Here is a 21661-nt window from a genome sequence, read left to right on the forward strand (position 1 = left end):
TCAATTGCCCTGCAGGCTGGATGGCAGGCACACACCGGTGCCGCCGATGCCGCAGTAGCCGTCCGGGTTCTTGGCCAGGTACTGCTGGTGGTAGGCCTCGGCAAAGTACACGGTCGGCGCCTGGTCGATTTCAGTGGTGATTTCACCAAAGCCGGCCTTGCTCAGTTCGGCCTGGAAGGCGTCGCGGCTGGCCTTGGCCTGTTCCAGCTGTTCCGGGCTGGTGCAGTAGATGGCCGAGCGGTACTGGGTGCCGACGTCATTGCCCTGGCGCATGCCCTGGGTGGGGTTGTGCAGCTCCCAGAACATCGCCAGCAGCTCGCGGTAGCTGACTTTGTCCTTGTCGAACACCACCAGCACCACTTCGGTGTGGCCGGTCAGGCCCGAGCAGACTTCTTCGTAGGTAGGGTTTGGGGTGAAGCCACCGGCGTAGCCGACCACAGTGCTGACCACACCCTCGCGCTGCCAGAAGCGGCGCTCGGCGCCCCAGAAGCAACCCAGGCCGAAGATGGCGAAGTCGATGGCGCCTTCGAAGAACGGGCCGAGCAGCGGGGTGCCTTCGAACACGTAGTGGAACTCGGGCAGGGTCATTGGCGTTTCGCGGCCAGGCAGCGCCTGTTCCGCAGTTGGCATGACGTTTTTGTTCACCAGGATTTCCGAACGCAGGACCATGGCCGTTCCTCTGTGTTTATTCAGTTGGATAGGTGGTGGGGCCATCGCCGGCAAGCCAGCTCCCACAGGGATACCACAGGTCTGGAAATCTGTGCGGTCCCTGTGGGAGCTGGCTTGCCGGCGATAGGGCCCGAATGGTCTCTATAGTGCCCGAGGTTTGAGCTGCTGTCAGGCCACCGGGCCACGCGGATAGCGTTTCAGCCGCTCAGCCAGCTCCCGCCCCGGAATCGGCCGGTCGAACAGGTAACCCTGACCCACATCGCAGCGGTGCCGGCGCAGGAACGCCAGCTGCTCCGGCGTCTCGATCCCTTCGGCCACTACCTTCAGCTTTAGGTTGTGCGCCATGGCCACCACCGCCGAGGTAATTTCCATGTCGTCCTGGTTGTCAGGGATCTCATTGATGAAGCTGCGGTCGATCTTGAGAATGTCGATCGGAAACTTCTTCAGGTAGCTCAGCGACGAGTAACCGGTACCGAAGTCGTCCATGGCCAGGGTCAGGCCCAGGGCTTTCAGCTCGTCCAGCTGGCGGTGGGTATCTTCGGTGGCTTCCAGCAGCAGGCCTTCGGTCAGCTCCAGCTCCAGCAGGTGCGGGGGCAGGGCTTCTTCCTTGAGGATGGTGCTGATAGAGGCTACCAGGTCGGGGTCGGAAAACTGCTTGGGCGACAGGTTGATCGCTACGTGCAGGTTACCCAGGCCGGCCTCGCGCAGTTGCTGGCTCATGCTGCATGACTGGCGTATCACCCATTTGCCAATGGGAATGATCAGGCCGGTTTCTTCTGCCACGCTGATGAACTGGTCCGGGCGGATCATGCCGCGCTCGGGGTGGTTCCAGCGCAACAGCGCTTCCAGCCCCAGCAGGCGGCCGCTGCGCAGGCAGATCTTGGGCTGGTAGAACACTTCCAGCTCGTTCTGGGTCAGGGCACGGCGCAGGTTGTTCTCGACGAACAGCTTGTAGCTGGCTTCGGCATTGAGCACTTCGGTAAACACCTGCACCTGATGCTTGCCGTTGGCCTTGGCCTTGTGCAACGCCAGGCCGGCGTTCTTCATCAGGCTGGCCGGGTCAGCGCCGTGCAGCGGCGCGTAGGCCAGGCCCACCGAGGCCGTGACGTTGATCAACTGGTTGTCGACGAACATCGGCTTGTCGAGGGTGCGCAGCAATTGTTGAGCAACGCCCTGACCATCTTCCAGGCTGGTATCGTCAAGCAGTACCGCAAACTCGTTACTGGCAAAGCGCGCCAGGATACCGCCGGTGTGCAAGCTGTTGCGCAGGCGGCGGGCCAGGCTGATCAGCAGCTTGTCGCCGGTCTGGTGGCCAAGGCTGTCGTTGATGCGCTTGAAGTTGTCGATGTCCACCAGCAGCAGGCACATCGCGCTTTCGCCATCGCGGGCAAAGCACTCGTCCAGGCTGCGGATGAACGCCGGGCGGTTGCCCAGGTTGGTCAGGTTGTCGGTGTAGGCCAGTCGCTCGATGCGCTGCTGGGCCAGCTTGGTCTGGGTGACGTCTTCGTAGATGCCGATGTAGTGGGTCAGCTCACGGTTATCGCCGTACACCTTGGAAATCGACAGCTGGCCCCAGTAGGGCTCCAGGTTCTTGCGCCGGCTCTTGAATTCGCCCTGCCAGCTGTTGCCCATGGCCAGGCTCGATGGCGAGTCGAACAGCAATTCGCTGAGGTTCTCCAATGCCGGCAGCTCACCCAGGTGGCGGCCTTGCACTTCTTCGGTGCTGTATTGGGTGATGGCGGTGAAACTCGGGTTTACGTACTCCACCCGGCCATCGCGGTTCACCAGCAAAAAGGCGCTGGCGCTTTGCTCGACGGCACGCTGGAACAGGTGCAATGCGCTGGCCGCAGTGCGCCGGTTGTGGTTGGTGATGACTTGGGCGAACTGGTCGGCCAGCTCACCTGCAAAGGCAATCTCGTCCGACTGCCAGGCCCGTGGCTGGCCGGTCTGCTCCAGGCACAGCACGCCGACTACCTGGCCATCGACACGGATACTGGCGTCGAGCATGGCCTTGTTTTCCGGGCGCAGGCTTTGCGCCAGGGCGCGGGTGCGTGGGTCGTGGCCGGCGTTGTGGGCGTCGATGGCGCGGCTGGCGTGCAGCGCGTCGAGGTAGTCGGGGAAACGGCTGGCATCGATGGCTTCGGGCTGGCGATGCTCCTGTGCATCGCGGTACCAGGCGGTGATCGGTTCCAGACGCTGGTCGTCCAGGTGCCAGATGCTGGCGCTGTCGACCTTGTAGATTTCGCAGGCGCTGCGGGTAATCAGCTGGGCAGCTTCCAGCAGCGAGTTCCCGGCACTGTAGCGCTGGCGAGCCAGACGCAGGATCAGGTCCTGCTGGCCGCGCACGCGCTCCAGGTGTTCCAGCTGCTCTTGCTGGGCGCGCTGGTTCAGTTGCAGGGCCAGTTGCAGGCGGTTGTTGCGTGATTCCAGGTCGTTGGCGTCGGCCTCGCCGGAATCGTCCTGCTGGTCATCGAGCACGCTCAGGTAGCCGCGCAACAGCTGGCGGTTATGCTGCTTGTAGGCTTCACCCACCTCCAGCAGGCGCAGCGAGGCGCTTGGCGTGTGCAGGGTGTAGCGCACGCGGTAGTAGCCGCGCTGGGCCAGTTGCAGTTGGACCTCGTCGTGCAGCCGGTAGCGAGCTTCGGGTTCCATCAGGCTGGCGTAGGGTGCGTCTACCAAGGCACACAGGTCGCCGGCGTGCAGGCCGAACTGGCGCTCGCAGGCCGGGTCCAGGTAGAGCATGGCCCAGGTGGCTTCGTTGAGCCGTTCGAAACGCAGCATGCCGAGCCGCGAGGGCACGGGTAACGGCGTGACGACCTCGGCCGCCACACGGCTGGCGGCATCGGGTTGGCTTTTCATCGAAGACTCGCTTGAAGAGGGAACGCGGCCTTGCGGCGGCGGCAGATTCGGCAAGGTTGCATCATGTCCCGAGGGCTGGCAAGCGGCCATGCGTGATGCTGTGTACGGGTTATCGGCTGTCAGGGCTGATTCTGTAGTTTGGCTGGAGATTTTGGGGCCGCTTTGCGGCCCTCCCAGCTTTCTCAAGGCAAAAAAAAGCCCCGCCAATCGACGGGGTTGAGGTACGAGCGTGGCAGCTCGAAAAGGGTACTGCCCCTCGCAAGGAGGGGCAGCGGGCTGCCTTACAGCAGCATGGTGCGGATATCGCCCAGCACGTCGCCCAGGCGCTTGGTGAAGCGCGCGGCGGCTGCGCCGTTGATCACACGGTGATCGTAGGACAGCGACAGTGGCAGCATCAGCTTAGGCTGGAAGGCCTTGCCATCCCACACTGGCTGCATGGTCGCCTTGGAGACGCCCAGGATAGCCACTTCCGGCGCGTTGACGATCGGCGTGAAGCCGGTGCCGCCAATGTGGCCGAGGCTGGAGATGGTGAAGCAGGCGCCTTGCATCTCGTCGGCAGACAGCTTCTTGGTGCGGGCTTTTTCGGCCAGCGCAGCCGCTTCGGCAGCCAGTTGCAGCAGGCTCTTCTGGTCGACGTTCTTGATCACAGGGACCAGCAGGCCGTCCGGGGTGTCCACGGCGAAGCCGATGTGCACGTACTTCTTGCGGATGATGGCCTTGCCGCTTGGCGCCAGCGAGCTGTTGAAGTCTGGCAGTTCCTTGAGCAGGAAGGCGCAGGCCTTGAGCAGCAGTGGCAGCACGGTCAGCTTCACGCCAGCTTTCTCGGCCACGGCCTTCTGCGCAACGCGGAAGGCTTCCAGCTCGGTGATGTCGGCGGAGTCGAACTGGGTCACGTGCGGCACGTTCAGCCAGCTGCGGTGCAGGTTGGCGGCACCGACCTGCATCAGGCGGGTCAGGGCCACTTCTTCCACTTCACCGAACTTGCTGAAGTCCACGGCAGGGATCGGCGGGATACCGGCGCCGCCGGTTGCACCGGCAGCGGCCGGGGCTTCCTTGGCCTTCTGCATCATCGCTTTGACGTAAACCTGCACGTCTTCTTTCAGAATGCGACCGTGCGGACCGGTGGCGGCAACTGCGCCCAGGTCGACACCAAATTCACGGGCCAGCTGACGAACGGCTGGGCCTGCGTGAACCTTGGCGTTGCTGCCAGCGGCCGGTGCGGTAGCAGCCGGTGCCGGGGCAGCAGCCGGGGCGGCAGCGGCAGGTGCGGCAGCCGGAGCAGCCTCAGCCTTGGCTGGCGCCGGGGCAGCAGCAGGGGCCGGAGCGGCAGCCGGGGCTGCGCCTGCCACTTTCAGCTTGAAGATCAGGTCGCCAGTGCCGACTTCGTCTTCCAGCTTGCACAGCACTTCTTCGACCACGCCAGCAGCTGGCGACGGGATTTCCATGGAGGCCTTGTCGGACTCCAGGGTAATCAGCGACTGGTCGGCTTCGACGGTGTCGCCGACCTTGACCAGCACTTCGATGATCTTGGCCTTGCCCGACGAGCCGATGTCCGGCACGTGGATGTCCTGCACGCTGGCGGCAGCCGGGGCTGCAGCTGGCGCAGGGGCGGCTTCGGCAGCCGGCGCTGGGGCAGCAGCCGGGGCCGGAGCAGCAGCGGCAGGAGCCTCAGGGGCCGCAGCAGCGGCGCCCTCGGCTTCCAGAACCAGCAGCTCGTCGCCTTCTTTCAGGCGGTCGCCCAGCTTGACCTTCAGTTCCTTGATGACGCCGGCCTTGGGGGCCGGGATTTCCATGGAGGCCTTGTCGGACTCCAGGGTCAGCAGGCTCTGGTCAGCCTCGATACGGTCACCGACCTTGACGAACAGCTCGATGATTTCACCTTCACCGCTGCCGATGTCAGGTACGCGAATGAGTTCGCTCACTTAAAAATACTCCTCAGCAGTCCAGTGGGTTGCGCTTGTCCGGATCGATACCGAACTTGACGATAGCGTCTGCAACAACCTTGGGTTCGATCTCGCCACGGTCAGCCAGGGCTTCCAGGGCAGCCAGCACCACGAAGTGGCGGTCGACTTCGAAGAAGTGACGCAGCTTCTTGCGGCTGTCGCTGCGACCGTAACCGTCGGTACCCAGGACCTTGAACTCTTTGCTCGGTACCCACTGGCGAATCTGTTCGGCGAACAGCTTCATGTAGTCGGTAGAGGCGATGACCGGGCCTTTGCGACCGTTCAGGCACTGCTCGACGTAGGTCTGCTGTGGCTTCTGGCCAGGCTTCAGGCGGTTGGCGCGTTCCACGGCCAGGCCGTCGCGGCGCAGTTCGTTGAAGCTGGTGACGCTCCACACGTCGGCACCGACGTTGAACTCTTCACGCAGGATCTTCGCCGCTTCGCGGACTTCGCGCAGGATGGTGCCGGAGCCCATCAGCTGTACGTGGTGCGCGGCTTCGCGGGTGTCTTCTTCCAGCAGGTACATGCCCTTGATGATGCCTTCCTCGACACCGGCCGGCATGGCTGGCTGCTGGTAGGATTCGTTCATCACGGTGATGTAGTAGAAGATGTCCTGTTGCTCTTCGGTCATCTTCTTCATGCCGTCCTGGATGATCACCGCCAGCTCGTAGCCGTAGGTTGGATCGTAGGTGCGGCAGTTCGGGATGGTGCCCGCCATCATGTGGCTGTGACCGTCTTCGTGCTGCAGGCCTTCACCGTTCAGGGTGGTACGGCCGGCGGTACCGCCGATCAGGAAGCCACGGGTGCGGCTGTCGCCAGCGGCCCAGGCCAGGTCGCCAATGCGCTGGAAGCCGAACATCGAGTAGAAGATGTAGAACGGCAGCATCGGCTGGTTGTGGCAGCTGTACGAGGTACCGGCAGCGATGAACGACGACATGGCGCCGGCTTCGTTGATGCCTTCCTCGAGGATCTGGCCCTTCTTGTCTTCGCGGTAGAACATCACCTGGTCTTTATCGACTGGCTCGTAGAGCTGGCCGACCGACGAGTAGATGCCCAGCTGGCGGAACATGCCTTCCATACCGAAGGTACGGGCTTCGTCCGGAATGATCGGGACGATGCGCTGGCCGATTTCCTTGTCCTTGACCAGCTGCGCCAGAATGCGCACGAAGGCCATGGTGGTGGAGATTTCGCGGTCGCCCGAGCCGTCCAGGATCGCTTTCAGCGTTTCCAGTGGCGGGGTCGGTACGCTGAAGCTCTTGGCGCGGCGCTGTGGCACGAAACCGCCCAGGGCAGCACGGCGCTCGGCCAGGTACTTGGCTTCGGCAGAACCTTCTTCCGGCTTGAAGAACGGCAGGTTTTCGAGGTCCGCATCCTTGACCGGGATGTCGAAGCGGTCACGGAAGTGACGCAGGCTGTCGACGTCGACCTTCTTGGTGTTGTGCGCGGTGTTCTTGGCTTCGCCAGCACCGGTGCCGTAACCCTTGATGGTCTTGGCCAGGATGACGGTCGGCTGCTCTTTGTGGTTGACCGCCTGGTGGTACGCCGCGTAGACCTTGTACGGGTCGTGGCCGCCACGGTTGAGCTTCCAGATCTCGTCGTCGGACAGGTCTTCGACCATGGCCTTGAGTTCTGGGGTGTTGAAGAAGTTTTCACGAACGTACGCGCCATCTTTGGCTTTGTAGTTCTGGTATTCGCCGTCGATGACTTCGTCCATGCGGCGCTGCAGGGCACCGTCGGTGTCCTTGGCGAACAGTGGGTCCCAGAAGCGGCCCCAGACAACCTTGTTGACGTTCCAGCCACCGCCACGGAACACGCCTTCGAGTTCCTGGATGATCTTGCCGTTGCCGCGAACCGGGCCGTCGAGGCGCTGCAGGTTGCAGTTGATGACGAAGATCAGGTTGTCCAGCTTCTCGCGGCCGGCCAGGGCGATTGCGCCCAGGGATTCCGGCTCGTCACACTCGCCGTCGCCCATGAAGCACCAGACTTTCTGCTTGCCGGCCGGGATGTAGCCGCGCGCTTCCAGGTACTTCATGAAGCGTGCCTGGTAGATGGCCTGGATCGGGCCCAGACCCATCGATACGGTCGGGAACTGCCAGAAGTCAGGCATCAGCCATGGGTGCGGGTACGAAGACAGGCCGTTGCCGTCCACTTCCTGACGGAAGTTGTTCATCTGGTCTTCGTTGATGCGGCCTTCCATGAAGGCGCGGGCGTAGATGCCTGGGGAGGCGTGGCCCTGGAAGAAGATCAGGTCGCCGCCGTGTTCTTCGGTCGGGGCCTGGAAGAAGTAGTTGAAGCCGATGTCGTACAGGGTGGCACTGGAGGCGAAGCTGGAGATGTGTCCGCCCAGGTCCGAGTCTTTCAGGTTGGTGCGCATGACCATGGCCAGGGCGTTCCAACGCACCATCGAGCGAATGCGGCGTTCCATGAACAGGTCGCCAGGCATGCGTGCTTCGTGGGTGACAGGGATGGTGTTGCGGTATGGCGTGGTGATCGCATACGGCAGCTGGGAGCCACTACGGGTGGCCAGCTCGCCCATACGGGTCATCAGGTAATGAGCGCGGTCTTCGCCTTCTTTGTCGAGGACCGACTCCAGGGCATCCAGCCATTCCTGGGTTTCGATTGGATCGAGGTCTTGCATGGCTTGCTCCAGGGCGGAAAGGCAACCAGAATCGATTGCCTGAAGTTGCGACTGGCCTTATGGGCAGACGTCGTGAATTCTTGGATTACCGGGGTGTCTTCCGGCGCGTTGTAGTTTTACTACATTTGCGTTCGCATTTCATGCTTTTACACGACACGAGTAGTAGTAAAACTACATTTGTGCGACGTTTGGTCGCACCTTGGCTTGTGAGGAAAAACGTTCATGTTGGTTGGCATTGTGTCGCGAACGGGTGGTTCTTGATGTTTGTTGCCAAATTTTCGTTTTTTTCAGCTATTTCCAACTTTTGTACGACAGTCCAACCGTGGTCCGGCTTCCCCTTGGCCGCTTTTTCCCCTCTATTTCACGCCGATCAAGGATAGACCATGCGCCTGCCTTTGCCGTCCGATCTGCCCGCCATCCTTCAGCCACTGGTCGCTCGCAACCAGCAATTCCTCAGCGATGCGCTAGCGGCTCATCCTGAGCTCGACCTGAATGCCTGGAGCCCGCTGCACCGGCAGCAATTCGACCAGGTGGCCGCAGCCAGCGATTTTGTCCTGGGCCTGGCCCAGCGCGAGCCGGCCATGCTGTTCGGCCTGCTGACCAGTGGCGAGCTGGAGCGTCGTTATGCGCCGGGTGAGCTGCGCGGGCACATCGCTGCGGCGGCCCAGGCGGCGCAAAGCGACGATGAGCTGGCGCGCAACCTGCGCCGCGAGCGCAACCGCCAGCAGTTGCGCATCATCTGGCGCGACATCACCCGCCAGGCGGAACTGGGTGAAACCTGTCGCGACCTGTCGGACCTGGCCGATGCCGCCATCGACGAAGCCTACCAATGGCTGTACCCGCGCCATTGCCAGCAGTTCGGCACGCCCATCGGCAACCGCAGCGGCCAGCCGCAGCACATGGTGGTGCTGGGCATGGGCAAGCTGGGGGCGGTGGAACTGAACCTGTCGTCGGACATCGACCTGATCTTCGGCTTCCCCGAAGGCGGCGAAACCGAAGGGGTGAAGCGCTCGCTGGAAAACCAGGAGTTCTTCACCCGCCTGGGCCAGCGGCTGATCAAGGCGTTGGACCCGGTGACCGTCGACGGCTTCGTGTTCCGCGTTGACATGCGCTTGCGCCCCTATGGTTCGGCCGGCGCACTGGTGCTCAGCTTCAATGCCCTGGAGCAGTACTACCAGGACCAAGGGCGCGACTGGGAGCGCTACGCGATGATCAAGGCGCGGGTGGTGGCCGGTGATCAGGCTGCCGGCGCACAACTTCAAGAGATGCTGCGCCCGTTCGTGTACCGCCGTTACCTGGACTTTTCCGCGATCGAAGCGCTGCGCACCATGAAGCAGTTGATCCAGCAGGAAGTGCGGCGCAAGGGCATGGCCGACAACATCAAGCTGGGTGCCGGTGGTATCCGTGAGGTTGAGTTCATCGCCCAGGCCTTCCAGCTGATCCATGGCGGGCGCGACCTGAGCTTGCAGCAACGGCCGTTGCTCAAGGTGCTGGCCACCCTCGAAGGCCAGGGGTACCTGCCGCCGGCGGTGGTCGCCGAGCTGCGCGAAGGTTATGAGTTCCTGCGTTATACCGAGCACGCCATCCAGGCCATTGCCGACCGCCAGACGCAAATGTTGCCAGAGGGCGAGACCGACCAGGCGCGGGTGGCCTACATGCTCGGTTTTGCCGACTGGCAGAGCTTCCACGACCAGTTGACCTACTGGCGTGGCCGTATCGACTGGCACTTCCGCCAGGTGATCGCCGACCCGGATGATGAAGACGGTGAAGGCGAACTGGTGGTGGGTGGCGAATGGTCGCCGCTGTGGGAACAGGCACAGGATGAAGAAGCCGCGGGCCGGCAGCTGGAAGAGGCTGGCTTCAAAGAGCCTGTCGAAGCCTTGCGGCGTTTGGCGGGGCTGCGCTCCAGCCCGCAGTTGCGGTCGATGCAGCGCATTGGCCGTGAGCGGCTGGATGCCTTCATTCCGCGCCTGCTGGCCCAGGCGGTCGAGCACGACAACCCTGACTTGGTGCTGGAGCGTGTGCTGCCACTGGTCGAAGCCGTGGCGCGGCGTTCGGCTTACCTGGTGCTGCTGACCGAAAACCCGGGTGCCCTGCGCCGCCTGCTGACCTTGTGCGCCGCCAGCCCGTGGATTGCCGAGCAGATTGCGCTGTACCCGTTGCTGCTCGACGAACTGCTTAACGAAGGCCGCCTGTTCAGCCCGCCCTTGGCTCCAGAGCTGGCCAGCGAGCTGCGTGAACGCCTGACCCGCATCCCCGAGGACGACCTGGAACAGCAGATGGAGGCGCTGCGCCACTTCAAGCTGGCCCACAGCCTGCGCGTGGCCGCCTCGGAAATCAGCGGCAACCTGCCGTTGATGAAAGTCAGCGACTACCTGACCTGGCTGGCCGAAGCGATCCTCGACCAGGTACTGGCCCTGGCCTGGCGCCAGACCGTTGCCCGCCACGGCCAGCCCAAGCGCAGCGACGGCAGCCTGTGCGACCCAGGTTTCATCATCATTGGTTACGGCAAGGTTGGTGGCCTGGAGCTGGGGCATGGCTCGGACCTGGACCTGGTGTTCATCCACGACGGTGACCCACAAGAGGAAACCGACGGTGCCAAGCCCATCGACAGTGCGCAGTTCTTTACTCGCCTGGGCCAGCGCATCATTCACCTGCTGACCACCCAGACCAACTCGGGCCAGCTGTATGACGTGGACATGCGCCTGCGACCTTCCGGCGCCTCCGGCCTGCTGGTGAGTTCGCTGGGCGCCTTCGAGCGCTACCAGCAGAACGAAGCCTGGACCTGGGAGCATCAGGCCTTGGTGCGGGCCCGCGTGCTGGTGGGCTGCAAACAGGTCGGTACCGCGTTCGAAGGCGTGCGTGCCAAGGTGCTGGGCCAGGCCCGCGACCTGGAAAAACTGCGCACCGAAGTGAGTGAAATGCGCGCCAAGATGCGTGACAACCTGGGGACCAAGGCCACGGCTGCGGGTACTGCGGCTAACGCGTTCGAGGCCGGTGTGCCCTTCGATATCAAGCAGGATGCCGGCGGTATCGTCGATATCGAATTTATGGTGCAATACGCCGCTTTGGCCTGGTCTCACGACCATCCGGCCATACTCCGATGGACCGATAACATCCGCATTCTGGAAGAGCTGGAGCAGGCGAGTTTGATGCCGGCCAGTGACGCGGTGCTGTTGCGTAAAGTGTACAAGGCGTTCCGCTCGGCCTCGCACCGCCAGGCCCTGCAGAAGCAGGCTGGGGTGATTGACGCGGCGCAGTTTGCCGATGAACGCCGCGAGGTGCGGCGGATCTGGGGTGAGCTGGGTTTGACTTGAGATTGCTGGGGCCGCTTTGCGGCCCATCGCGACACAAGGCCGCTCCTACAGGAGATCGCATGCCCTTTGTAGGAGCGGCCTTGTGCCGCGAATGGGCTGCAAAGCAGCCCCAAGGGTTCATGCCTCACCACCGGTGGTACACTGTCCGCCACATAGCCTGAATATAAAGAGGGGAGGCCAGGCTGTACCGCAGTCTGTAGCCTCCCCGAGCGTTTCTGGACTAAGCATGAGAATACTGATCATTGGCCCCAGCTGGGTCGGCGACATGGTGATGGCGCAGACCCTGTTCCAGTGCCTGAAACAGCAGCACCCCGACTGCGTGATCGACGTGTTGGCCCCCGAGTGGAGCCGGCCGATCCTGGAGCGCATGCCCGAGGTGCGCCAGGCCTTGAGCTTCCCGCTCGGCCACGGCGCGCTGGAGCTGGCCACGCGCCGGCGCATCGGCAAGTCCCTGGCCGGCCAGTACGACCAGGCCATCCTGCTGCCCAACTCGCTGAAGTCGGCACTGGTGCCGTTCTTCGCCGGCATCCCCAAACGCACCGGCTGGCGCGGCGAAATGCGCTTTGGCCTGCTGAACGATGTGCGCAAGCTGGACAAGGACCGCTACCCGCTGATGATCGAGCGCTTCATGGCCCTGGCCTACGCGCCCGGCGCCGAGCTGCCGCAGCCTTACCCGCGCCCGAGCCTGCAGATCGAAGCGCAAAGCCGCGACGCCGCGCTGGCCAAATTCGGCCTGGAGCTGGACCGCCCGGTACTGGCGCTGTGCCCAGGCGCCGAGTTTGGTGAGGCCAAGCGCTGGCCGGCCGAGCATTATGCCGAGGTGGCCGATGCGATGATCCGCCAGGGTTGGCAGGTGTGGCTGTTCGGCTCGAAGAAAGACCACCCGGTGGGTGAACAGATCCGCGACCGGCTGATTCCGGGCTTCCGTGAAGAGTCGTCCAACCTGGCCGGGGAAACCTCGCTGGCCGAGGCCATCGACCTGATGTCTTGCGCCCATGCCGTGGTGTCCAACGACTCCGGCCTGATGCACGTAGCCGCTGCGCTGAACCGCCCGCTGGTGGCGGTGTATGGCTCGACCTCGCCAGGCTTCACCCCACCGCTGGCCGAGCAAGTGGAAGTGGTGCGCACCGGTATCGAGTGCAGCCCCTGCTTCGACCGCACCTGCCGCTTTGGCCACTACAACTGCCTGCGCCTGCTGGAACCGGGCAAAGTCATCGCCGCCCTGCACAGCCTGAGCGGGCCGGACCTGATCGATACCGTGGCCGAGGTCGACTAAGTGCGGGTACTGATCATCAAGACTTCGTCGCTGGGTGATGTGATCCACACCCTGCCGGCGCTCACCGATGCCGCCCATGCCATCCCGGGCATCCGTTTCGACTGGGTGGTGGAAGAAGGCTTCGCCGAAATCCCCAGCTGGCACCCGGCGGTAGACAAGGTTATCCCGGTGGCCATCCGCCGCTGGCGCAAGAACCTCTGGCAAACCCTCAAGAGTGGCGAGTGGAAGGCGTTCAAGCAGCGTGTGCGCGAACGCAAATACGACCTGGTGATTGATGCCCAGGGCCTGGTGAAGTCGGCCTGGCTGACCCGCTACGTGAAGGCGCCGGTCGCTGGCCTGGACCGCTACTCTGCCCGCGAAGGCTTGGCCAGCCGCTTCTATGACCGGCGTCTGTCGGTTGCCACCGGCCAGCATGCGGTGGAGCGGGTGCGCCAGTTGTTCGCCATGGCCCTGGCCTACGACCTGCCGGAAGGTATCGGCAACTACGGCCTGGACCTCGACCGTCTGCAACTGCCGCCTGCGGCCCCTTACGTGGTGTTCCTGCACGGTACAACCTGGGCGACCAAGCACTGGCCCGAAGCCTACTGGCGCGAACTGGCCGAACGCATGGGCCGGCGCAAGCTCGAAGTGCGTCTGCCTTGGGGCAACCCGGCCGAGAAGGCGCGCGCCGAGCGTATCGCCCAGGGCTTGAACAACTGCCAGGTACTCCCCAAATTGAACCTTGCCGGCGTTGCCCGCGTACTGGCAGCGGCAAAAGCCTGCGTGGCGGTCGATACCGGCCTTGGCCACCTGGCCGCAGCACTCGATGTACCCACCATTTCGCTGTTCGGCCCGACCAACCCGGGCCTGACTGGCGCCTACGGACGGACCCAGATTCACCAGGCCAGTGACTGGCCTTGCGCTCCCTGCCTGCAGAAGAAGTGCACCTACAAACCGAGCGCCGATGACCTGCGCCGGTTCGATCTGAAACGCGAGTGGCCGCTGTGCTTCACTCGCCTGAATCCCGAGCATGTGGCGGGCCGCTTGAGCGCGTTGCTGCTGGCTGAGGATGTCCGTTGATGCAACTGGCTTTCGTGCTTTACAAATATTTCCCCTTCGGCGGGCTGCAGCGCGACTTCATGCGCATTGCCCTGGAATGCCAGAAGCGGGGCCACCAGATCCGTGTGTACACGCTGATCTGGGAAGGTGACATTCCGCCGGGCTTCGAAGTGCTGGTGGCGCCGGTGAAGGCGATTTTCAACCACCGCCGTAACGAGAAGCTCAGCGCCTGGATGGCCGCCGACCTGGCCAAGCGCCCGGTCGACCGCCTGATCGGCTTCAACAAGATGCCGGGGCTGGACGTGTACTACGCCGCCGACGGCTGCTTCGAAGACAAGGCGCAGACCCTGCGTGGCGGCCTGTACCGCCGCTGGGGCCGTTACCGGCACTTTGCCGAGTACGAGCGTGCGGTATTCGCCAAGGACGCCCACACCGAAGTGCTGATGATTTCCGAAGTGCAGCAGCCGCTGTTCATCAAGCACTACGGCACCCCGGTGGAACGCTTCCACCTGCTGCCGCCGGGCATTTCCCAGGACCGCCGTGCGCCGGCCAATGCTGCCGAGATCCGCGCCGAGTTCCGCAAGGAGTTCAACCTGGGCGATGACGACCTGTTGCTGGTGCAGATTGGCTCGGGCTTCAAGACCAAGGGCGTGGACCGTAGCCTCAAGGCCCTGGCCGCGTTGCCGTCGGCCCTGCGCAAACGCACGAAGCTGATGGTGATCGGCCAGGACGACCCCAAGGTGTTCCAGCTGCAAAGCGCCACCCTGGGCCTGGGCGACCAGGTGCAGTTCCTCAAGGGCCGCAGCGACATCCCGCGCTTCCTGCTGGGCGCCGATTTGCTGATTCACCCGGCGTACAACGAGAACACCGGTACGGTGCTGCTCGAAGCGCTGGTGGCCGGTCTGCCGGTACTGGTGTCCAAGGTGTGCGGTTACGCCCATTACATTGCCGAGGCCGACTGCGGCCTGGTGCTGGACGAGCCGTTCGAACAGGACCAGCTCAATGGCTACTTGCAACGCATGCTCGAAGACTCGCAGGCCCGCGCCAGTTGGTCGCGCAATGGCCTGGCGTTCGCTGAAACCGCTGATCTGTACAGCATGCCGCAGCATGCTGCCGACGTGATCCTGGGGCAGAAAACCGCATGAAGCTGATAGTGGCCGAGCCCTTCAAACGCCTGTGGGCCGGGCGGGATGCCTTCGACGCCGTCGAGGCGCTGCAAGGCGAGGTCTATCGCGAACTGGAAGGGCGCCGCACGCTGCGTACCGAGGTGGAGGGCGAAGGGTTTTTCGTCAAGATCCACCGCGGCATCGGCTGGGGCGAGATCTTCAAGAACCTGTTCACCGCCAAGCTGCCGGTGCTCGGTGCCGGCCAGGAATGGCGGGCCATCCAGCGCCTGCACGAGGTGGGTGTGCCGACCATGACCGCAGTCGCCTATGGCGAGCGCGGCAGCAACCCGGCTACGCAGCACTCGTTCATCATCACCGAGGAACTGGCGCCGACCATCAGCCTGGAAGATTTCAGCATCGACTGGGTCAAGCAGCCGCCCGCGCCACGCCTGAAGCGCGCGCTGATCGCCGAAGTGGCGAAGATGACCGGTGGCATGCACCGCGCCGGGGTCAACCACCGCGACTGCTACATCTGCCACTTCCTGCTGCACACCGACCGCCCGGTGACGGCGGATGACTTCAAACTGTCGGTTATCGACCTGCACCGTGCCCAGACCCGAGCGAAAATCAGCCGCCGCTGGCGCGACAAAGACCTGGCCGCGCTGTACTTCTCGGCGCTGGACATCGGCCTGACCCAGCGCGACAAACTGCGCTTTTTGCGGGGTTACTTCCAGCGCCCGCTGCGGCAAATCCTCAAGGACGAAGCCCGGTTGCTGGCCTGGCTGGACCGCAAGGCGCAGAAGCTCTATGACCGCAAGCAACGCTATGGGGATGCACTCTGATGGCGGGTTGGACACTGGCGCCAGGCTATGAACACCTGGCGGCGGACTTCGGCAGCCTCGATGCGGTATTTGCCCTGCAAGGCGAACGCCTGACCCGCGACCCGCTCAGCGAGGTGGTGCGCATCGAGCGTGACGGGGTCAACTACTACGTCAAACGCTACACCGGGGCCGGCAAGCACATGCGCCGCTACCTGGGCCGGCCACGTATCAAGGCCGAATGGCAGAACCTCAAGCAGTTCGCCAAGTGGGGTATTCCCACTGCCGAAGTGGTGGCGTGGGGGCTTGAGCGCAATGGCCTGGCCTTTGGCCGTGGGGCGATGATCACCCGCGAGCTGCCGCGCACCGAAGACCTGTCGGCGCTGGCTGAACGCAACGATGCACGCTTGGCCGACCGGGCCTGGGTCGATCACCTCAGCCGCCAGCTGGCGCGCCATACCCGGGTGATGCACGAGCACCGCTTTGCCCATAACGACCTGAAGTGGCGCAACCTGCTGGTCGATGACCAGGGCACGCTATTCTTCATCGACTGCCCTACCGGCGACTTCTGGCGCGGCTTCATGTGGCGGCACCGGATGATCAAGGACCTGGCCTGCCTGGACAAAGTGGCCAAATACCACCTGTCGGCCACCCAGCGCCTGCGCTTCTACCTGCAATACCGTGGCCGTGACCGGCTGAATGTGCGTGACAAGAAGCGCATTCGCCAGGTGCTGGGCTTTTTCGAGGGAAGGGAATGACCGATTACCTGGCCAGCGCGGACCTCGCGCTGCTCAAACGCCATGGCCTGGACGACTTCGAGGCGCTGTGGGCGCTGCAACTGGATGCCGTGGACGAACCCAACACGGGCCGTGGCGGCTGGAGCAGCGTGTTCCGCCTGGAACTCGAAGGCAAGGGCTACTACCTCAAGCGCCAGAGCGACTACCTGACCCGCACCCTGCACCGACCGTTCGGCGAGCCGACCTTCGCGCGAGAATTTCGCAACATCAGCCGCTACCAGAAGCTGCACATTCCGGCCTTGCAGGCGGTGTTCTATGGCGAGCGGAAGCGAGGCGGCAAGCACCGGGCCATCCTGATGACCCGTGCCCTGGACGAGTGGGCCGACCTCGACAGCCTGCTGGCCCAATGGCCGCAGCTAGGCGATGGCGAACGCACCGGCATCCTGCAGGCGTGTGGCCAGCTGGCGCGCACCCTGCACAGCGCCGGCCAGGTGCACGGCTGCTTCTATCCCAAGCACATCTTCCTGCGCCAACGCCGCGATGGCTGGGACGCGCAACTGATCGACCTGGAAAAGACCCGGCCTTTGCTGTTCGGCATGCGCGACCGCCTCAAGGACCTGGAGCCGCTGCTGCGCCGCGCCCAGGCCTGGAGCGAGGCCGATGTGCGCACGCTGCTGGCGACCTACCTGACGCAGCCGGCTGACAGCACACTGGTCGACACCTGGCTGCAACGCCTGACGCAACGCCGTCGTGAAAAAGAGGCCCGCTGATGCGTTTGTCTGAACTGAAGGACGCCGGGCGAAGCCCGTCGTTACCCCTGAGTATTACCCTGGCCGATGCCGCCGGCAGCGCCGACCTGCAACTGCTCAGCCTGTTGCGCGTGCTGCCGGGCCAGCGCTATGTGGGCGCTGGCGTCTGGCGCGGCACCCCGGTGCTGGCCAAGTTGCTGGTAGGCAGTAACGCCGCCCGGCATTTCCAGCGTGAGCTGCAAGGCGTGAAGCTGCTGGCCGAGCAGGGGCTGACCACGCCGAAGCTGCTGGCTGACGGCCTCAAGGAAGGCGAGGGTGGCTGGCTGCTGTTCGAATTCCTCGACGGCGCCGAAAGCCTGGCCGATGCCTGGGCTGCGGTGGAAGACCTGCCGGTGCTGGCCGACGAGCAACACCTGGTGCTGGGCGAAGCGCTAACGGCTGTCGCGCAGATGCACGCCCAGGGCCTGTGGCAGGAAGACCTGCACCTGGACAACCTGCTGCGCCACGGCGGCAAGCTGTACCTGATCGATGGTGCTGGCATCAAGGCCGAAACGCCTGGCCAGCAACTGTCACGCCCACGCGTGCTCGAAAACCTCGGCGTGTTCTTCGCCCAGCTGCCCAAGCGCCTGGAGCCGTTCATCGAAGAACTGCTGGTGCATTACCTGCTGGCCAATGCCGAACATGCACTGCCGATGGAGGCCTTGCAGAAGCAGGTGGACAAGGTGCGCAACTGGCGCCAGAAGGATTACCTGGAAAAGGCCGGCCGCGAGTGCAGCCTGTTCAGCGTCGAGCGCACCCTGTCGGGCTTGCAGGCGATTCGCCGCAGCGAGGTCGATGCCATGCAACCTGTGCTGGCGCAGGCTGATGCGTTGATCGACCAGGGCCACCTGTACAAGACCGGAGGCGCTGCCAGCGTGGCGCGGATCGAGGTCAATGGCCGCCAGCTGGTGCTCAAGCGCTACAACATCAAGAACACCGCGCACTGGTTCAAGCGCTTCTGGCGCCCGAGCCGTGCCTGGCATTCGTGGATCGAAGGCCACCGCCTGGAATTTCTCGACATCGCCACACCCAAGCCGCTGGCGGTGCTGGAACAGCGGGTGATGGGCCTGCGCAGCCGCGCCTACCTGGTCACCGAGTATGTCGATGGCCCGGACCTGACGGCCTGCTTCGCGCCCTACGTGGAGAGCGGCGAGGCCCCCGAGGAACAGGTGGATGCCCTGGTGCATGTGATGCAGCAGCTGATTCGCGAACGCATCAGCCATGGCGACTTCAAGGGCCATAACCTGTTCTGGGACAACGGCCAGTGGTCATTGATCGACCTGGATGCCATGTGCCAGCACGCCACCCAGCTCAGCTTCGCCCCGGCCTACGCCCGCGACCGGGCACGGCTGTTACGTAACTGGCCGAGCAGCAGCGCGTTGCATCAGCGGCTGGACAGGTTGTTGCCGACGCTGTCGGCGTAACCGTTCGGGAGTGCCAGCCAGTCGCTACTGCGGCCGGTCTGGCGCACGCGGATGCGCCATTGCTGTGCCTGCCTGCGCAGCACTGCCCAGGCCGGCACGCTACCCAGCAGGTTTTCAGGCATCACCAGGTGGTAGTGGCCGGCCAGCAGGTGGCGGCGCACGGGTAACTGATGGTTGTTGAATTGCAGGTACAGAAAGGTGCCGTGCGCGTACAGCTGTGGTTCATCATCGGCAGCGACGCCTTGAAGGGGTGAGGCCAGCTGACAGTCGTCCAGCAGGCGTTCGATATCCGGCAGGCCGTCGTACCAGTGCAAGGGAGAATCAATGACCCAGCTTCCGTCCTGGCAACGTTTGATGGGCAGCTTCAGGTAGGCGCCGGGGTGGTTCGGGTCGGTGGCGCGCCAGCGGGTGCCGTCGAAGCTGACATTGTAGTAACGGCCAAGCGCGTCCTTCACGTAATACAGTGACAGCCCCTGGTTTACAGACATTTTTTCGTAAACCGCCTCACCGACGTTCGCGTCCAGCCGATAGCGCAGGCGTTCTGCTTCGACGGCAACTTCATAGTGCCTGGGTAGCGGAACAGGCGGGGGTTTGGGTAGCCCGCGCATGACACGCCTGATCAGTCCCGACCCACTCACCTCATTGAAGCCAGCCGCAGCATGCCCCAGGGCAGCGACGGCATGGTGCAGTGCACCGTTGCGGTCATCTTCATCGAATGCTTCAAGCCCATCCCAGATTGAAATACCCATTCGGCCGAATGAGAGCGCAGCGGTGCCCACCTTGGGCAGCACCAGGGTGACGATATCCAGCACCAGCCTGAGCACGTTGACGGAAACCTGGCCGAGCAGCTCTTCTTCGCTGCGGGTAACAGCGTTGGTGTAGGCCATCAGGTGTTTGACCTCTGCACGGTAGAGCGCCTCGTACAGGTCGCCGGTAATGGTCTGCAACTGGATATGCGAGCCAAGCCGGCCTTTTTGCAGCAGCTTGTCGAGCGTGTTGCTGTTGCCCAAAGGCAAGCGTTGAATCACGTAGCGTCGCAGCGCGTCATCGTTACGCACTGCCCGGATCAGCTGCCTGGGGTTGATGTATTCGCGCCAATAGCGCCGGTCGGGCGCATCAGGGGTATAAACCACGATGCGCAGTGAGTTTTCCGGGGAAACCAACAGTAATACACCCAGCAGGGTCTGCCCCTGAACCAGCATTTGCTTGACCATGACCTGCTGCCCGTTCTTATGCGGGCGGGTGTGGCTATTGGCAAACCGAATGGCTGTGCTGGCCCAGTTATACCCTTGTTCCAGGTGGTCTTTGAGAAAGTGCCCTGCGTAACGCGCCTTCACCGCCTCGGCATTCATTCGCGTGCGTTGCAGCTGCCCATAGGCCTGCTGGCGCCATTGGCCTTGGGGGGAATCGAGCAGGTGCGTGTGCAGGTAGGCCTGATAGCCGCTTCCTGCGTTCAGCCGGCGGATGATCTGTTTGACCCTTGTCGGTGTAAGGGCAGGTAATGGCTCGCCGTTTTCAAGGTGTACCCGTGCCGTAAGCCAGTAGTCAACGTCGAACCAGGCGATGTTCACCAGGGCCAGTTCATCGAGTGGATAGGTGAGCTCAATGAGCTCGATGCTGTCACCGGATTGCGCACGGCTGGCAACGGCGACGTAGCCCGAAGGGGCTGTGGACAGGGGGTTGACGATAGCGCCGGTCTGGCGAGCCAGGGTTACGCTTACCAGGATAGCCTCAGGCGCCTGGTCGATGCCGGGGTCGCGTTGCAGAAACTCACGCATGCGCTGGCGTACCCAGGTTATCAGTGAGTGCCGTTGCTGGAACTGTTCAAGCGTGAGAATGCCGGGTGCAGCAGCGGCCTCGATGGCCATCACTTGTTCCTGCATCGCCTGCATGATGTGGGCGACGCCCTGCTGTGAGGTGGACTGCAGCCAGTTGGGCAGGTGTTTTTCCAGCAGCAGGCCGTAGCGGGTCGCCAGCAAGCCTTGGCTCGCAAGTTCAGTGTGCAGGTTCAGTGCCTTGGCCAGTGCGGCGTCAAGTTGTTCGACGTCGCGTTGCACGCCGTCCTTCCAGGCCGTCTCCCAGGCCAGTGACAGGCGTTTGATGTGTGCATCGCGAGCATCCATGGCTTGTGTCTGTGCCAGGTCTTCGGTGTGCCAGTCGTAGCGCAGCCGCTCGGCGCGCATTGCGCGATACTGATCTTGCGGGTTGACCAGTAGCCGCAGCAGGGGCTCGCTTTGTAGCGGGTCTTCAAGGCGTTCGCACAGTTCGATATGCAGGTCGGACAAGCTGTCGAAGGCCTCTATGCCGTGCGCATAACTGCATAGAAGTGCCCGGCCAACCGATTCATCAGCCTCGAGAACGCGGCCCTCCGGACCTTGCTCGGTAATCACCAGGACGCCAGGCAAGTGGCTGCGCCAATGGGGCGACGCTGTCGAGAGCAGCGGCCGATACACCTGGGGGCGTGCCGTGCCAGGCATGTCACGGCGTTGCCAGGGATACGGGTATTCGATGCAGGCAGTGAGTAATTTGGCGTGTTCGGGTGGCAGGGTTTCGTCAGCCTGGCGCAACGCCATCTCGGTGAACAGCTGCTCGCGCCTCAGCACCGACAACCGAGTCACGCGGCTCAGCCCCTTGCTGTCGCGCGCCAGCCAGTAGGCGGCCAGGCGTGCATGCAGGTCCTGGCGTAGCGTGGCGCAGAACCCGCCTATATGCGTATTGAAGTCGCTGGGTAATGTCAGTTGCGGGTAGCTGTCGTGGCTGGCGTGGGTGCCAGGTGGCAGCTTGAAGCTGCCACCATCGAAAAGGTGAAGGCCTATCAGCTGCAGCAGGTTGAAGTGGCCAATACGTAAGGTACGCGCCGTGACAGCCTGGTTGGGGAGCAATGTTGACAGGTGGCTGTTCAGGCGCTGTTCGATGCCTTGCAGGGGCGGTAGCAGGGTTGCCAGTTGCGTGTCCAGCGCCTGAAACTGCTGCAGTGGGGTCATGGTTCATTTCCTTGGGTGGAAGTGAACCATGCTGCTGCAAACCGCGCGGGCAGCTGTGTTAACC

The 21661-nt window shown here is 63.5% G+C and carries 13 protein-coding genes; 8 read left to right on the forward strand and 5 right to left on the reverse strand.

What is annotated here, in order from left to right; translation table 11 throughout:
• From msrA to aceE, 4 genes are all read right to left on the reverse strand, one after another.
• On the reverse strand, positions 1 to 669 hold the full coding sequence (gene msrA, locus QQ992_RS01655; RefSeq protein WP_286112041.1) for a peptide-methionine (S)-S-oxide reductase MsrA: 669 nt from the start codon (positions 667 to 669) through the stop codon (positions 1 to 3).
• 168 nt (positions 670 to 837) lie between these two features.
• Positions 838 to 3528: a putative bifunctional diguanylate cyclase/phosphodiesterase gene (locus QQ992_RS01660; protein WP_286112042.1), complete on the reverse strand. Its 2691-nt coding sequence runs from the start codon at positions 3526 to 3528 to the stop codon at positions 838 to 840.
• 281 nt (positions 3529 to 3809) lie between these two features.
• Positions 3810 to 5450 (reverse strand): dihydrolipoyllysine-residue acetyltransferase, encoded by a 1641-nt coding sequence (gene aceF / locus QQ992_RS01665; RefSeq protein WP_027610127.1) that lies wholly within the window; start codon positions 5448 to 5450, stop codon positions 3810 to 3812.
• 13 nt (positions 5451 to 5463) lie between these two features.
• Positions 5464 to 8109, reverse strand: coding sequence for a pyruvate dehydrogenase (acetyl-transferring), homodimeric type (gene aceE, locus QQ992_RS01670; RefSeq protein ID WP_119368577.1), 2646 nt, complete (start codon positions 8107 to 8109; stop codon positions 5464 to 5466).
• A 383-nt stretch (positions 8110 to 8492) separates the two neighbouring features.
• On the opposite strand from aceE, the gene glnE reads away from it, so the two are divergent.
• The 8 genes from glnE (at position 8493) to QQ992_RS01710 (ending at position 18613) form a co-directional block, all read left to right on the forward strand.
• Positions 8493 to 11426, forward strand: coding sequence for a bifunctional [glutamate--ammonia ligase]-adenylyl-L-tyrosine phosphorylase/[glutamate--ammonia-ligase] adenylyltransferase (gene glnE, locus QQ992_RS01675; protein WP_286112043.1), 2934 nt, complete (start codon positions 8493 to 8495; stop codon positions 11424 to 11426).
• Between the two features lie 226 nt (positions 11427 to 11652).
• The gene (gene waaF / locus QQ992_RS01680) at positions 11653 to 12702 is read left to right on the forward strand and encodes a lipopolysaccharide heptosyltransferase II (protein WP_286112044.1); all 1050 of its coding nucleotides are present in this window, start codon (positions 11653 to 11655) and stop codon (positions 12700 to 12702) included.
• On the forward strand, positions 12703 to 13761 hold the full coding sequence (gene waaC / locus QQ992_RS01685; RefSeq protein WP_286112045.1) for a lipopolysaccharide heptosyltransferase I: 1059 nt from the start codon (positions 12703 to 12705) through the stop codon (positions 13759 to 13761).
• On the forward strand, positions 13761 to 14885 hold the full coding sequence (locus QQ992_RS01690; protein WP_060499115.1) for a glycosyltransferase family 4 protein: 1125 nt from the start codon (positions 13761 to 13763) through the stop codon (positions 14883 to 14885). Before waaC ends, QQ992_RS01690 begins: the two co-directional genes overlap by 1 nt.
• A complete protein-coding gene (gene rfaP, locus QQ992_RS01695) occupies positions 14882 to 15688 on the forward strand; it encodes a lipopolysaccharide core heptose(I) kinase RfaP (RefSeq protein WP_060709251.1) in 807 nt (268 codons plus the stop codon). Before QQ992_RS01690 ends, rfaP begins: the two co-directional genes overlap by 4 nt.
• Positions 15688 to 16422, forward strand: a complete 735-nt coding sequence (locus tag QQ992_RS01700; RefSeq protein WP_016714545.1) for a lipopolysaccharide kinase InaA family protein — start codon at positions 15688 to 15690, stop codon at positions 16420 to 16422. The genes rfaP and QQ992_RS01700 overlap by 1 nt, the downstream gene beginning before the upstream one ends.
• Entirely contained in the window at positions 16419 to 17171 is a 753-nt protein-coding gene (locus QQ992_RS01705; RefSeq protein WP_286112046.1) for a lipopolysaccharide kinase InaA family protein, read from the forward strand. The genes QQ992_RS01700 and QQ992_RS01705 overlap by 4 nt, the downstream gene beginning before the upstream one ends.
• Positions 17171 to 18613 carry a lipopolysaccharide kinase InaA family protein gene (locus QQ992_RS01710; RefSeq protein WP_286112047.1) on the forward strand — a complete coding sequence of 481 codons (1443 nt, stop codon included), beginning with the start codon at positions 17171 to 17173 and terminating at the stop codon, positions 18611 to 18613. Before QQ992_RS01705 ends, QQ992_RS01710 begins: the two co-directional genes overlap by 1 nt.
• Here the strand turns inward: QQ992_RS01710 and QQ992_RS01715 are convergent.
• Positions 18574 to 21597, reverse strand: coding sequence for a dermonecrotic toxin domain-containing protein (locus QQ992_RS01715; RefSeq protein ID WP_286112048.1), 3024 nt, complete (start codon positions 21595 to 21597; stop codon positions 18574 to 18576). The two genes, QQ992_RS01710 and QQ992_RS01715, sit on opposite strands and share 40 nt — an antisense overlap.
• Positions 21598 to 21661: the final 64 nt, after the last annotated feature.

Source organism: Pseudomonas kurunegalensis (assembly GCF_030291635.1).
In the GTDB taxonomy this organism is placed as follows: Bacteria; Pseudomonadota; Gammaproteobacteria; order Pseudomonadales; family Pseudomonadaceae; genus Aquipseudomonas; species Aquipseudomonas monteilii.

Excerpts from the sequence above, each read along its gene's own strand:
- msrA (WP_286112041.1), bottom strand. The coding sequence starts at position 669 with ATGGTCCTGCGTTCGGAAATCCTGGTGAACAAAAACGTCATGCCAACT.
- QQ992_RS01660 (WP_286112042.1), bottom strand. The coding sequence starts at position 3,528 with ATGAAAAGCCAACCCGATGCCGCCAGCCGTGTGGCGGCCGAGGTCGTC.
- aceE (WP_119368577.1), bottom strand. The coding sequence starts at position 8,109 with ATGCAAGACCTCGATCCAATCGAAACCCAGGAATGGCTGGATGCCCTG.
- glnE (WP_286112043.1), top strand. The coding sequence starts at position 8,493 with ATGCGCCTGCCTTTGCCGTCCGATCTGCCCGCCATCCTTCAGCCACTG.
- waaF (WP_286112044.1), top strand. The coding sequence starts at position 11,653 with ATGAGAATACTGATCATTGGCCCCAGCTGGGTCGGCGACATGGTGATG.
- QQ992_RS01690 (WP_060499115.1), top strand. The coding sequence starts at position 13,761 with ATGCAACTGGCTTTCGTGCTTTACAAATATTTCCCCTTCGGCGGGCTG.
- rfaP (WP_060709251.1), top strand. The coding sequence starts at position 14,882 with ATGAAGCTGATAGTGGCCGAGCCCTTCAAACGCCTGTGGGCCGGGCGG.
- QQ992_RS01700 (WP_016714545.1), top strand. The coding sequence starts at position 15,688 with ATGGCGGGTTGGACACTGGCGCCAGGCTATGAACACCTGGCGGCGGAC.
- QQ992_RS01705 (WP_286112046.1), top strand. The coding sequence starts at position 16,419 with ATGACCGATTACCTGGCCAGCGCGGACCTCGCGCTGCTCAAACGCCAT.
- QQ992_RS01710 (WP_286112047.1), top strand. The coding sequence starts at position 17,171 with ATGCGTTTGTCTGAACTGAAGGACGCCGGGCGAAGCCCGTCGTTACCC.
- QQ992_RS01715 (WP_286112048.1), bottom strand. The coding sequence starts at position 21,597 with ATGACCCCACTGCAGCAGTTTCAGGCGCTGGACACGCAACTGGCAACC.